The 13,291-nt window shown below is 66.2% G+C and carries 10 protein-coding genes; 5 read left to right on the top strand and 5 right to left on the bottom strand.

The window, feature by feature from the left end; genetic code table 11:
- Together ACSQ3S_RS02435 and ACSQ3S_RS02430 are read right to left on the bottom strand one after the other, a co-directional pair.
- Positions 1-2,244 (bottom strand): TonB-dependent receptor plug domain-containing protein, encoded by a 2,244-nt coding sequence (locus ACSQ3S_RS02435; RefSeq protein WP_436141485.1) that lies wholly within the window; start codon positions 2,242-2,244, stop codon positions 1-3.
- A 104-nt stretch (positions 2,245-2,348) separates the two neighbouring features.
- Positions 2,349-2,930 carry a hypothetical protein gene (locus ACSQ3S_RS02430; protein ID WP_353401955.1) on the bottom strand — a complete coding sequence of 194 codons (582 nt, stop codon included), beginning with the start codon at positions 2,928-2,930 and terminating at the stop codon, positions 2,349-2,351.
- Positions 2,931-3,296: 366 nt separating this feature from the next.
- Here ACSQ3S_RS02430 and ACSQ3S_RS02425 point away from each other — a divergent pair, with 366 nt between their 5' ends.
- Together ACSQ3S_RS02425 and ACSQ3S_RS02420 are read left to right on the top strand one after the other, a co-directional pair.
- Positions 3,297-4,754, top strand: a complete 1,458-nt coding sequence (locus ACSQ3S_RS02425; RefSeq protein ID WP_413446878.1) for a S41 family peptidase — start codon at positions 3,297-3,299, stop codon at positions 4,752-4,754.
- A gap of 129 nt (positions 4,755-4,883) precedes the next feature.
- The gene (locus ACSQ3S_RS02420; RefSeq protein ID WP_436141484.1) at positions 4,884-6,005 is read left to right on the top strand and encodes a beta-ketoacyl-ACP synthase III; all 1,122 of its coding nucleotides are present in this window, start codon (positions 4,884-4,886) and stop codon (positions 6,003-6,005) included.
- On the opposite strand, the gene ACSQ3S_RS02415 is transcribed toward ACSQ3S_RS02420, so the two are convergent.
- Positions 6,002-6,625: an FMN-dependent NADH-azoreductase gene (locus ACSQ3S_RS02415; protein WP_176653087.1), complete on the bottom strand. Its 624-nt coding sequence runs from the start codon at positions 6,623-6,625 to the stop codon at positions 6,002-6,004. The two genes, ACSQ3S_RS02420 and ACSQ3S_RS02415, sit on opposite strands and share 4 nt — an antisense overlap.
- Positions 6,622-7,089, bottom strand: coding sequence for a GNAT family N-acetyltransferase (locus ACSQ3S_RS02410; RefSeq protein ID WP_436141483.1), 468 nt, complete (start codon positions 7,087-7,089; stop codon positions 6,622-6,624). The genes ACSQ3S_RS02415 and ACSQ3S_RS02410 overlap by 4 nt, the downstream gene beginning before the upstream one ends.
- Positions 7,090-7,170: 81 nt before the next feature.
- Between ACSQ3S_RS02410 and ACSQ3S_RS02405 the strand changes: the two genes are divergently transcribed.
- The 3 genes from ACSQ3S_RS02405 (at position 7,171) to ACSQ3S_RS02395 (ending at position 11,225) form a co-directional block, all read left to right on the top strand.
- Positions 7,171-8,598 carry a PLP-dependent aminotransferase family protein gene (locus ACSQ3S_RS02405; RefSeq protein ID WP_436141482.1) on the top strand — a complete coding sequence of 476 codons (1,428 nt, stop codon included), beginning with the start codon at positions 7,171-7,173 and terminating at the stop codon, positions 8,596-8,598.
- Positions 8,599-8,686: 88 nt separating this feature from the next.
- On the top strand, positions 8,687-10,414 hold the full coding sequence (gene ybaL / locus ACSQ3S_RS02400) for a YbaL family putative K(+) efflux transporter (protein ID WP_176653090.1): 1,728 nt from the start codon (positions 8,687-8,689) through the stop codon (positions 10,412-10,414).
- Positions 10,415-10,454: 40 nt separating this feature from the next.
- On the top strand, positions 10,455-11,225 hold the full coding sequence (locus ACSQ3S_RS02395; protein WP_436141481.1) for a substrate-binding periplasmic protein: 771 nt from the start codon (positions 10,455-10,457) through the stop codon (positions 11,223-11,225).
- Positions 11,226-11,242: 17 nt separating this feature from the next.
- Here the strand turns inward: ACSQ3S_RS02395 and ACSQ3S_RS02390 are convergent, their stop codons facing one another.
- Positions 11,243-13,288, bottom strand: coding sequence for an FAD-dependent oxidoreductase (locus ACSQ3S_RS02390; protein ID WP_413446874.1), 2,046 nt, complete (start codon positions 13,286-13,288; stop codon positions 11,243-11,245).
- Positions 13,289-13,291 lie beyond the last annotated feature (3 nt).

Here is a 13,291-nt window from a genome sequence, read left to right as displayed (position 1 = left end):
TTAGAACTTCATCTCATATTTGACGCCCCAGACCACATAGGTCTGGTTGGTCGTGTTGGCCAGTTGTGCCAGGCCATTGGTGGTCACGATATTACTACCGAGTGCGTCTTCCGCCATTAAGTTATTTGCAGAAATGCGAATCTGGTTGCGGGCGTTGAACTTCCACAGGCCGTAGGCGTCGAACGAGCGCTTGCGGCTGGTGTACACCACCTGCTCGACGCTGCTCTGGATGGTGGTCTCCGGCGTCCAGTTCAGGCTGGCGCCCAGGGTCAGCGGCACCTGCTTCAGGCGGTAGTCCAGGCCGACGTTGGCGGTCTGCTTGGGCTGCGCGTCGAGGCGGTTGTTGGGGCCGGGGATGTCGTCGACGCTGGACCAGAAGCGGCTGTAGTTGGAACGGAAGTCGAGCGCCGGACCGTCGGCCACCAGCTCCTGCAGCTGGAACTTGGCTTCCAGCTCGATGCCCTTGGTGCGGGCGTGGCCGATATTGGCCGGCGTGGACACCCAGCGCGGGCCGGTCGGCGTGTTCTGCAGGCTCAGCTGGCGGCGGATCAGGTCGTCGATATCGCGGATGAAGCCGCCGGCGGTGAGGATGCCGCTGCGGCCCAGGTAGTGCTCGTAGGCGAAGTCCAGCCCCGTCGCCAGCTCGGGCTTCAGGTCGGGGTTGCCGGTGCGGTCGGGACGGGTGGCGCTGTTCAGGCGTGACAGCGACGGCAAGGCGATCAGGTCCTGGATGTTGGCGGCCTTGTAGCTCTTGGTCAGGCTGGCGCGGATCTGGTCCTTGTCGTGGTCGGGGATGCGGTAGACCGCGTGCAGCAGCGGGCTCAGCACGCTGCTGGTGTTGCTGATGTCGGTGCCGGAACGGGTGCTGGTGGTGCGTATGCCTTCCCAGCGCAGGCCGGCGTAGCCGGACCACTGCTTGCTGATGTCCCACTCGTCCTGCGCGAACACGGCCAGGCGGCGCGTGTCGGCGGTCAGGTTGTCGCCCGAATCCTCGAACTGCGCGGCGCCGTCCTTGTCCAGCGAGGTCTTGGTTTCCACGCGATGGCCCAGCTCGATATCCCAGCCGGCCGCCAGCGAGTGCTGCTTGCCGATCGGCGTGGTGTACTTGCCGCCGCTGCTGGCGCTGCGGTCGCGCACGCTGGAGGTGTCGGTGTAGCGGTTCAGCAGGCCGCCGGCGTTGTCGTATTGATAGCGGACCGAATCGTTGTCGCTGTGGCCGCTGCCGAAGCCGAACTTGACGTCCAGCTTGGACGCGCCCTGCAGCTTGTGCACCCAGTTGCCGAAGCCGCGCAGGAAGGTCGATTCGGAATGGCTGCTGGTCAGCGCCAGGTTGTATTCGGGCGGCTGCTGCAGCGCCGGCGGCACCAGGCCGAAGTTCTGCGTCAGGTCGCTGCGCGAATTGCCGTCGCTGCGGTTGGCCATCAGGAAGGGCTGGAAGTTCAGCGTGTCGCCGTTGTCGAATTTATACGTCAGGCGCGGCGTCAAATGGATGCCGCGCGAGTTGCGGCTGGTTTCGTCGAGGACGTTCTGGTCCTTCAGCACCACGCCGTCGCCGCGGGTGTCGCGGTTGTAGGTTTCGGTCTGGTCGTGCTGGCGGTTCTCGAAGATCGAGCCGGTCAGCAGCCAGGTCAGGCTGCTGACCTTGCCCGGCACCGTCAGCGAGACGTTGGGCGCGTGGCGGCCCTGCTCGATGGTGTCGGTGAACTTGAGCTGGTTGTCGCGCTGCTGGTAGCCGTCGCGCAGGATGATGTTGATGGTGCCGGCGATGGCGCGCGTGCTGTGCTCGGCGATCGGGCCGCGCATGATCTCGATGCGCTCGACCTGGTCCGGCGACAGCGACTCCATCGAGAAGCCGGCCGGCGGACGCTCGCCGTTCAGCAGCACCTGCGTGTAGCCGCTGCCCATGCCGCGCATGCGCACATCGCCGCCGCGGCCGGGACGGCCGCCGATGGTCACGCCCGGCAAGCGCTTGAGGATGTCGCCGAGATTGCTGTCGCCGTTGCGGTCCAGCTCCTCGCGGCCGTAGACCTGCTTGCCGGCGATGGAGTTGCGGCGCTCGTCCATGTCGCTGGCGCGGCCGCCGCTGATGGTGACTTGCTGCACCGGCTTGCCGTCCGGTCCCAGCGCGGGTTTGGCAGGCGGGGTGGCTGAAGTGGCCGGCGCGGCATCGGTTTGCGCCGTTTGCGCGTAGGCGCCGGGGGCGCCCAGCAGCGTCAGGCAAGCGATAGGTATCAGTCTGTTCATAGGCTGAATATTCTACCGTCAGGCCTGGCTGCAAGCCGGTCGCAGGGCCAATTTTTACTTTACGATACACACGCGCCGGCCGCGTCAAGGGATGCCCTCAACTGTCAGCCACCGCCGCCCGGCAGGCTGATGCTGGCGCCGCCGGGGCCGCCCACGCTGCCGCCCATGCCGCCTTTGCGGCCGCCGCTGTGGCGCTCGCCACCTTCCTTGCGCGGGGCGGCGCCTTCATGGCTGCCGCCGTTGTCAGGCACGCGCAGCAGCTGTTCGCCGACCAGTTGCACGACAGCCTGGCGCTGGGTTTCGTTCAAGGCATCGTTGACAGTCAGCCACCATTCGCGCATCAGCTTTTCCTCGTTGGCGCTGGTGGCGGTTTCCTCGTCGATGGCCTTGGCCAGGTCGCGCAGCTCGGCGCCGGCCACCCTGGTGCCGGCCAGCGTGGCCGCCTGCAGGCGCTCGCGGCGCGCCTGGCGTTCGCGCAGCAGGTTGCGGGTCTTGCTTTCCGTCTGCTGCCACAGGGTTTGCTGGTTGGGATTCAGGTTCAGCGATTTTTTCAATTCGGCCGCCATCGGCAGGAAATCCTCGGCGCGCATCTCCATGACAGGCAGGGCAAACGCCGGCGACAGCGCGGCGCTCAGGACCAGTGCGGCGGTCACGCGCTGCAACGTGGATGAGAAAACAAGACGCATGGTAACTCCGTAGATAAAAAAAAGCCTGCGCTTGGGGCGCAGGCGAAAAACCACTTCAGGGTAGAGAGAAATACGAGTTCAGTTTAGGCCGCGGATCCCGCCGTTACAGGTGTTCTTACAATTGCTTACCGACGTGAACGGGAGGGATACAGTTGGTACAAAACAGCAAACTTGACGTTACACCAAGCGAGCTATGGTGTGCTTCGAATGTCAACAGCCGGCGTTGTAAATTCTCGTAAAGGTATAAATCATTTCGTGATGGCTACTACGTTTGCTGGAAATCAGGTTTATACTCAACTCATGCATGCTGCGGCGGGATGACCCGCAGGCAGCAGCTACCCGGCAAAAGCTTTTGACAGGTGAAACATGGGCAAGAAACTCAAAAACTCCGGACTGGTCGGCCTAGGCGTCGTGGCTGGCATCGCTGTCTCCCTTCAATTTTCCGCCATGGCGCAAAAGCCGGTGGATCCGCCGCTGCCGCTGGAAGAACTGCGCCAGCTGGCTGACGTGTTCGGCCTGATCAAGTCCGACTACGTGGAAAAGGTCGAAGACAAGAAGCTGCTGACCGAGGCCATCTCCGGCATGGTCGCCTCGCTCGACCCGCACTCGGCCTACCTGGACAAAAAGGCTTACGCCGAACTGCGTGAAGGCTCGCAGGGCAAGTTCGTCGGCCTCGGCATCGAGATCGGCCAGAGCGAGGACGGCTACATCAAGATCGTGGCGCCGATCGAGGATTCGCCGGCCTGGCGCGCCGGCATCAAGGCGGGCGACCTGATCAGCCGTCTGGACAGCACGCCGGTCAAGGGCATGACCCTGGACGAATCGGTCAAGAAGATGCGCGGCGAGCCGCACACCAAGGTCAGCATGACGATCCTGCGCAAGGGCGAGGCCGAGCCGCTGGTGTTCAACATCACCCGCGAAGAGATCCACCAGAAGAGCGTCAAGGGCAAGATCGTCGAGCCGGGTTATGCATGGCTGCGCATTTCGCAGTTCCAGGAACCGACCGTCGACGACCTGGCTGCCAAGATTGTCGAATTGTACAAACAGGACCCGAACATCAAGGGCCTGGTGCTGGACCTGCGCAACGACCCGGGCGGCGTGCTGCAAGGCGCGATCGGCGTGGCGGCCGCCTTCCTGCCGAAGGACGCGGCCATCGTCTCGACCAACGGCCAGCTGCCGGACTCCAAGCAGATCTTCTACGGCCGTCCCGAATACTATGCGCTGCGCAGCGAAAGCGACGCGCTGGCCAAGCTGCCGGCCGCCGTCAAGCGGGTGCCGATGGCGGTGCTGGTGAATACCGGTTCGGCCTCGGCCTCGGAAATCGTCGCCGGCGCGCTGCAGGATTACAAACGGGCCGACATCATCGGCACGCAGACCTTCGGCAAGGGTTCGGTGCAGACCATCCGCCAGCTGACGGCCGACACGGCAGTCAAGCTGACCACGGCGCGCTACTACACGCCGAACGGCCGCTCGATCCAGGCCAAGGGCATCGTGCCCGACGTGGCGGTGGACGAGAACGCCGACGGCGACGGCCTGAACGCGCTGCGCACCCGCGAAGCCGATCTGGACAAGCACCTGAGCAACGACCGCGACCAGGAAATCGCCAAGAGCAAGCGCGACGAACTGGAAGAACAGTTGCGCATCGTGGCGCTGGAGAAGAAACGCAAGCCGCTGGAATACGGCAGCAGCGACGATTTCCAGCTGATCCAGGCGCTGAACCACCTGAAGGGCTTGCCGGTGCAGCTGGCCAAGCCGGAGACCACGGTGGTGCAGGCGGAAGTCGGCGGCGGCGGCGGCATCAAGAAGGATCTGGCCAAGAAATAACTGTATTTGTTGTTGCGGTTTTTCGGCGGCGCCTCAGGGCGCCGCTTTTATTTTCGCCTAACGTGTACTCATTGTGTAGAATTTGCACCATTACTGGCGCAAGCCATTGCCTAATTTGAAAGTTTAATCATGAAACAAGCCGTCATCAGCGGTACCGGCCTCTACACGCCAGCGCAATCGATCTCCAACGAAGAACTGGTCGCATGTTTTAACGCCTACGCCGAACAGTTCAACGCCGACAACGCCGCCGCCATCGCCGAAGGCACCGTCACGGCGCTGGAGCTGTCCAGCGTGGCCTTCATCGAAAAAGCGTCGGGCATCAAGTCGCGCTACGTGATGGAAAAGACCGGCATCCTCGATCCGCAGCGCATGGTGTCGCGCATTCCGGAGCGCGCGGACGACGAACTGTCGCTGCAGGCGGAGATCTGCGTGGCGGCGGCGCGCCAGGCGCTGGACCGCGCCGGCCGTGAGCCGGCCGATATCGACATGGTGCTGGTGGCCTGCTCGAACATGCAGCGCGGCTATCCGGCGATGGCGGTGGAAGTGCAAGGCGCGCTGGGCATCGAAGGCTACGGCTTCGACATGAACGTGGCCTGCTCGTCGGCCACCTTCGGCATCCAGCAGGCGGTGGCGGCGGTGCAAAGCGGCCAGGCGCGCGCGGTGCTGGTGCTCAATCCTGAAATCACCAGCGGCCACCTGAACTGGCGCGACCGCGACAGCCACTTCATCTTCGGCGACGCCTGCACGGCGATGGTGATCGAGGCGGCCGATACGGCCAAGGGTGCACACCGCTGGGAAATCGTCGAGACCAAGCTGAAGACCAGCTTCTCGAACAACATCCGCAACAACTTCGGCTTCCTCAACCGCTTCGACGAAGCGGGCATCGGCCAGCCGGACAAGCTGTTCCGCCAACAGGGCCGCAAGGTGTTCAAGGACGTGTGCCCGATGGCCGCCGAGATGATCAAGACCACCATCGCCGGCGCCGGCCTGGAAGTGCCGCAGGTGAGCCGCTACTGGCTGCACCAGGCCAACCTGAACATGAACCTGCTGATCAGCCGCATGGTGCTGGGCCGCGACGCCGAGCCGGGCGAGGCGCCGGTGATCCTCGACACCTACGCCAACACCTCGTCGGCCGGCTCGGTGATCGCCTTCCACAAGTACTCGGACGACATGGCCCCGGGCCAGCTGGGCGTCATCTGCTCCTTCGGCGCCGGCTACTCGATCGGCTGCGTGGTGGTGCGCCGGATTTAAGCGACGGCGAAGCAGTCGTTCAGCTCTTCCTCGACGGCCGCGTATGCGGCCGTCGCTCTTTCCGGGCCGGCGGCGGTGGCCTCGACCGAGACGAAGCGCAGCCGCTTCAGGCCTATCGTCGCCAGGATCGCGCGCAGATAGGGTTCGAGGAAGTCGGGCTGGCGGGCGCGCTCGCCGGTGCGATAGCCGCCGGAACTGACGGCGATGTACACCGGCCGGTCCGCCAGCGTGCCGATCTTGCCTTCCGCCGTGGCGTTGAAGGTCACGCCGATGCGCACCACGTGGTCCAGCCACGCCTTCAGCACCGACGGCACCGTGAAGTTGTGCATCGGCGTGGCGATGACCACGCAATCGGCGTCGCCCAGCTCGGCGATCAGCCGGTCCGACATGGCCAGCGACGACAGGCCGCGCGCGTTCGCCGCCGGTGCGCCGTCCCGCGTGCCGCCCAGGGCTGCCGCATATTCGCCATCGACGTGCGCCAGCGGCTCGGCCCATAAATCGCGCGTGACGATCTGCGCCGCCGGATGCTCCGCCAGCAACCGGTCCATCACGCGCTGCGACAGGCGGTAGCTCGCGGACTGCTGCCCGCGCGGACTGCAAGTGATGTGCAGGATCTTCATACGCCCCCCTCCTTCAGGAGTTTACCGAAGCGCATCGCGCCCGGCAGCAGGCCCTCGCGGAAATAGAAGCGCTGCGCCAGCGCGTTGGACAAGCCGGTATCGAGCACCAACTTGGCGCAAGCGGCGCGTTCCGCGTAGCCGCTCAACTGTTCCAGCAGGCGCGCGCCCCAGCGGTGGCGGCGGCTTTTCTCGGCGGCGACCAGGTCGTCGACGTACAGGAACCGGCCATATACCATGTTCTCCTGCAGGCGGTAGCCGGCCAGCGCCACCACCTCGCCGCCGTCCCAGGCCGCAAGTATGCGGTAGCCCTGCGCGGCCTGGCGCGTCGCGCGGGCGACGAATTCCTCTTCGGTTTCCAGGTGCGGGCGCAGTTCCTTCATCACCGGATAGCAGGCGCGCAGCTGGTCTTCCGTTTCCACGTCCCTTAGTTGTTCATTCAGTTGTTCACTCGGTTGGCCGTTCATGGTCGATCCTTTCAAAATGCCATCTTAAGACGTTAATGGCATAATCCACAGAGCCATGATATGACATATAGACTAGGCCATATGACCAAGACACCCGACTTCCTCCGGCTCGACGCCGCCGCGGCCGAGCCGCTGTACCGGCAAATCTACACCCGCTTCCGCGGCGCCATCGCGGAAGGCCTGCTGCCGCCGGAAGCGCGCATCCCGTCCGCCCGCGCGCTGGCGCTGGAACTGGGACTGGCCAGGGGCACGGTGGAAGCGGCCTACTCGCTGCTGGCGGCCGAAGGCTATGTCGAAACGCGCGGCCAGGCCGGCACCATCGTCACGCCGGCGCTGGCGCGCCATGCCGCAACCGCATCGGCCGGCCCTCCGCGCGCGCGCAAGGCCAAGGACACGGCCGCGCCCTTCTCCGAGATCGTCTCGCTGAACCGGCCGTTTCAACTGGGCCTGCCGGCGCTGGACGCCTTTCCGCGCAAGGTGTGGGCCCGGCTGGCGGCGCGTTCGATCCGCGCCATGCAGGCCGAGCACATGGTCTACCCGCCGTTCGCCGGTCATGCGCCGCTGCGCGCGGCCATCGCCACCTACCTGCAGCTGGCGCGCGGCATCGACTGTTCGCCGGCTCAGGTGTTCATCACCTCCGGCTACCGCAACACGCTGGAACTGGTCGCGCGCGCCGTGCTGCAACCGGGCGACGGCGTGTGGGTCGAAGATCCCGGCTACACGCCCACCAGCGATCTGCTGCGTCAAGCCGGCATGACGCTGGCGCCGGTGGCGGTCGATGCCGACGGCCTGGTGGTGTCGCACGGCGTGGCCACCGCGCCGCACGCCAGGGCCGCCATCGTCACACCCGCGCATCAAAGCCCGCTGTGCGTGTCGCTGTCGCTGCCGCGCCGCCTGGCCCTGCTGGACTGGGCCGCCCAGGCCGGCGCCTGGATCGTCGAGGACGACTACGACGGCGAGTACCGCTACGTCAGCCGTCCGCTGCCGGCGCTCAAAAGCCTGGACCGCGAAGGCCGCGTGCTGTACGCCGGCACCTTCAGCAAGGTATTGTTCCCGGCCGCGCGGCTGGCCTACCTGGTGGTGCCGCAGGCGCAGGTGCGCCGCTTCGAACAAACCTGCCAGACCTTCTCGTCAGGCGGCCCGGCGCTGACGCAGGCCATCGTCAGCGATTTCATGAACGAAGGCCATTTCGCCCGTCACATCCAGCGCATGCGGCGGCTGTACGCCGAGCGCCGCAAGATCGCCGCCGAAGGCCTCCACGCGGCGCTGGGCAAGCATCTGCGGGTCGACCCGCAGCCGGGCGGCATGCACCTGGTTTTGCGCATGAAGGGCCACCATAGCGACCGCGCGCTGGCGGCGCGCATGCTGCAGGGCGGCATGGCGGCGCTGCCGCTGTCGGAGCGGACGGTGCTGCCGCACCCCGCGTCCGCACTGCTGCTGGGGTTCACCAACATCGACACGCCGCAGCGGGCGCGTGAACTGGGCGAGCGGATATTGAAGCTGATGTGACATGGTCATGTGAGTTTCCACAACTTCGCGCGCCGGGCGATTGTGCTACGCTAGGGTTCATTCATCCTGCAGCAGGAGCCCCGCACGCATGCCCCACAATATCAGCCTGATCACCACCATCGCGGCCGCGCTGGGCTTCGGCCTCCTGTTCGGCTATCTCGCAACGCGCCTCAGACTGCCGGCGCTGGTGGGCTATCTGGCTGCGGGCATCATCATCGGCCCCGCCACGCCGGGCTTCGTGGCCGACACCGCGCTGGCCGGGCAACTGGCCGAAATCGGCGTGATGCTGATGATGTTCGGCGTCGGCCTGCATTTTTCCCTCGACGACCTGTGGGCCGTGCGGCGCGTGGCGCTGCCGGGCGCGGTGCTGCAAATCGCCGTGGCCACCGCGCTCGGCATGGCGCTGGCGCACTTCTGGGGCTGGAGCCTGGGCGGCGGCCTGGTGTTCGGCCTGGCGCTGTCGGTGGCCAGCACCGTGGTGTTGCTGCGGGCGCTGGAGGAGCGCGGCATCCTCGATAGCTTCAACGGCCGCATCGCCGTCGGCTGGCTGGTGGTGGAAGACCTGGTCACCGTGCTGGTATTGGTGCTGCTGCCGGCGCTGGCCGGTTCGCTGGGCGGTACGCCGGCCGACCTGACTGGCGCCCACGGCGCGCCTGCGGGCGATGCCAGCCTGTGGACCACGCTGGCGATCACGCTGGGCCAGGTGGCCGCCTTCATCGCGCTGATGCTGGTGGTCGGCCGCAAGCTGTTCCCGTGGATACTGTGGCAGGTGGCGCGCACCGGCTCGCGCGAGCTGTTCACGCTGTGCGTGATCGCCGCCGCCGTCGGCATCGCCTACGCGTCGACCCATTACTTCGGCGTGTCGTTCGCGCTGGGCGCCTTCTTTGCCGGCATGGTGCTGCGCGAATCCGAACTGGCGCACCGCGCCGCCGAGGAATCGTTGCCGCTGCGCGACGCGTTCGCGGTGCTGTTCTTCGTTTCGGTCGGCATGCTGTTCGAGCCGTCGATACTGGTCGAGCAGCCACTCAAGCTGCTGGCGGTGGTGGCGATCGTCGTGATCGGCAAATCGGTGGCCGCCTTCCTGCTGGTGCTGCTGCTGCGCTATCCGGCCAAGACGGCGCTGATGGTGTCGGCCAGCCTGGCGCAGATCGGCGAGTTCTCCTTCATCCTGGCGGCGCTGGGGCTGTCGCTCAAGCTGATGCCGGTTGAAGGACAAAGCCTGATACTGGCCGGCGCGATCATCTCGATCGCGCTCAATCCCGTGGTGTTCCGCATCACCAAGCCGCTGGAGCGCTGGATCGGCAGGAACGGCGCGCTGGCCGCGAAATTCGAACGCGCCGCCGATCCGCTGGCGGAGCTGCCGCTGTCGGTGCCGCAGGAGCACCTGGCGGGCCAGGTGGTGCTGGTCGGCTACGGCCGCGTGGGCAGCCGCATCGCCGCCTCGTTGACGGAGCGTGGCATCCCCTTCGTGGTGGCGGAGCAGAACCGCGAAGTGGTCGACCAGTTGCGCAAGGACGGCGTGCACGCGGTGGCCGGCAACGCGGGCGAGCCGGCGGTGCTGATCCAGGCGCACATCGCGCGCGCCTCGATGCTGGTGATCGCCACGCCGGACACCTTCCATGTGCGGGCGATGATCGAGACGGCGCGCGCGCTCAATCCCGACATCAAGACCGTGGTGCGCACCCACAGCGACGCCGAGGCGGAACTGCTGCGCGGCGAGCGCGCGGGCGAGATATTCATCGGCGAGCAGGAGCTGGCCAAGGGGATGACAGAATATGTGCTGTCCAACCTGAAGCGCAATCGGTCATCTCATTAAAACCATCGATACAAGGCCGCGCGGGAGCGGCAACTTACTTATGAAAAAACTTCTTTTCGTCACCCTGCTCGCCACGCTGTCGCCAGCGGGCCCCGCGCTGGCCGGCGAGACAGCCAGCGAAATTGCGGTGCTGGTCGCCGACCAGAGCGACGCCAACGGCAACCCGATGCCGACCGCACCGGCCATCACCGGCGTCGTCGGCCTGCTCGCAGCGGAGACGGGGCTCAACCTGGTGCTCCACCCCTATCCGTGGCGACGCGCTCAGATGCTGGCCGAGAACGGCGAAGGCCTGCTGTACGGGGCGGCCGCGACGCCTGAGCGCCAGCGCATGTTCAACTTCAGCAAGCCGCTATACGCCGCCAGCCAATGGCTGGTGACGCCGGCGCACAGCACCTTGAGCTTCCAGCGCTGGGAAGACCTGCGCGGCAAAGTCATCTCGATATCGAGCGGCGGCCGCTATGGCACGGAATTCGAGGAGCATCGCGGCAAGACCTTCACCGTCGAGGACAACGCCGCGACCATCGCCAGCCGCCTGAAGATGCTGAGCATAGGCCGCGTCGACGCGGTGATGCTCGACAGCTTCCGCGGCGCGGCGCAACTCGAGGCGCGACTCAATTGCCTGTATCCGGGCGACGGCAAGTGGACGGTGGTGGACAAGCCGCTCGACACGGAACCGGTGCTGCTCGCGGTGTCGAAATCGGCGCAGCTCAACAGCGTCCTGCCCGCCCTGAACGAGGCCATCGACCGGCTGACAAAATCCCGCAGTATCCAGAAATTGCTTGAGAAGAGATTGACCGCGACATCCTGCTGACGAGGCGCTCCGCGCGCCTACAGGCTGACCGCCAGTTCCGCGCCTTCCTTGATGGCGCGCTTGGCGTCCAGCTCCGCCGCCAAGGCCGCGCCGCCGATCTTGTGGAAGCGTGGCCAATTGGCGTTGGCCTTGACTTCCTCTTCCGACGGCATCAACTCGGTCAGGCTGTCCTGGCCCGCGCACACCACCACGTTATCGACCGACAGCAGGCGCTGTTCGCCGGCGATGGTGACGTGCAGGCCCTGGTCGTCGATGCGGTCGTACTGCACGCCGGCCAGCATCACCACGCCGTTGCGCGCCAACACGGCGCGGTGCACCCAGCCCGAGGTCTTGCCCAGGCCCGCGCCCAGCTTGGAGGTCTTGCGCTGCAGCAGATACAGCTGGCGCACCGGTTCCGGCGCCGCCGCTGTGGTCAGGCCGCCGGGCTTATCGCCCTGCATGTCGACGCCCCACTCCCTGGCCCAGACATCCAGCGCCAGCGGCAGCGGATGCGCGGGGTCGTGCAGCAGGTACTCGCCCACGTCGAAGCCGATACCGCCGGCGCCGATGATGGCCACCCGCTTGCCCACCGGCGCCTTGTTCTGCAACACGTCGATATACGACAGCACCTTCGGGTGGTCGATGCCTTCGATCGGCGGACGGCGCACCTTGATGCCGGTGGCGACGATCACGTCGTCGTAGCCGTCGGCCAGCAGCTGCTCGCGCGTGACGCGCACGCCCAGCCTGACCGTCACGCCGGTCAATTCCAGCTTGCGGCGGAAGTAGCGGATGGTCTCGGCGAATTCCTCCTTGCCGGGAATCTGCATGGCGATCTTGAACTGGCCGCCGACGCTGTCGCTGGAGTCGAACAGCGTGACGTCGTGGCCGCATTCGGCCGCCACCGTCGCCGCCGACAGGCCGGCGGGACCGGCGCCGACCACCGCCACGCGGCGCTTCTTCGCCGTCGGCGCATAGACCAGCTCCGTCTCGTGGCAGGCGCGCGGGTTGACCAGGCAGCTGGCGCGCTGGTTGGAGAAGGTGTGGTCCAGGCAGGCCTGGTTGCAGCCGATGCAGGTGTTGATCTCGTCGGCGCGGCCCTGCGCGGCCTTGGCCACGAAATGCGAATCGGCCAGGAAGGGGCGCGCCATCGAGATCATGTCGGCATCGCCGCGCTGCAGGATGCCTTCCGCCTCGGCCGGCATGTTGATGCGGTTGGACGCCACCACCGGTATCGTCACTTCGCGGCGCAGGCGTCCCGCCAGGCTGGCGAAGGCGCCGCGCGGCACCGAGGTCACGATGGTCGGCACGCGCGCCTCGTGCCAGCCGTAGCCCGAATTCAAGATCGTCACGCCGGCCTGCTGCAGCGCCTTGGCCACGGCCACCACGTCTTCCCAGGTGTTGCCGCCGTCGACCAGGTCGAGCAGCGAGTGGCGGTACATGATGATGAAGTCCTTGCCCACTTCGGCGCGGATGCGCTTGACGATTTCCACCGAGAGGCGCATGCGGTTCTCGATGCTGCCGCCCCAGCGGTCGGTGCGCAGGTTGGTGCGCGCGCACAGGAACTGGTTGAGCAGGTAGCCTTCGCTGCCCATCACTTCGATGCCGTCGTAGCCGGCCTCGCGCGCCAGCTTGGCGCAGCGGGCGTAGTCGCGGATGGTCGATTCGATGCCGGCCTCGGTCAGCGCGCGCGGCTTGAACGGCGAGATCGGCGACTTCTTCTCCGACGCCGACACCACGAACGGCTGATAGCCGTAGCGGCCCGCGTGCAGGATCTGCATCAGGATCTTGCCGCCCTCCTCGTGCACCGCATTGGTGACGCGGCGGTGATTGTAGACGTCGCCCTTGAAGTTGAGCGTGCCGCCGAAGGGCAGCAGCCATCCGGAGCGGTTGGGCGAGATACCGCCCGTGACAATCAATCCCACCCCGCCGCGGGCCCGCTCACGATAGAATGCGGCCAGTTTGCCGTAGTTGTAGAAGCGGTCTTCGAGGCCGGTGTGCATCGATCCCATGAGGACGCGGTTGCGCAGCGTGGTGAAGCCGAGATCCAGGGGGGCCAGCAGGTGTGGGTATGGTGTAGTTGTCATTAT

Origin of the sequence: Duganella sp. LjRoot269 (assembly GCF_964254095.1) — a bacterium.
Taxonomy (GTDB): domain Bacteria; phylum Pseudomonadota; class Gammaproteobacteria; order Burkholderiales; family Burkholderiaceae_D; genus Rugamonas; species Rugamonas hordei.
This window is presented reverse-complemented; position numbering and strand designations above follow the sequence as displayed.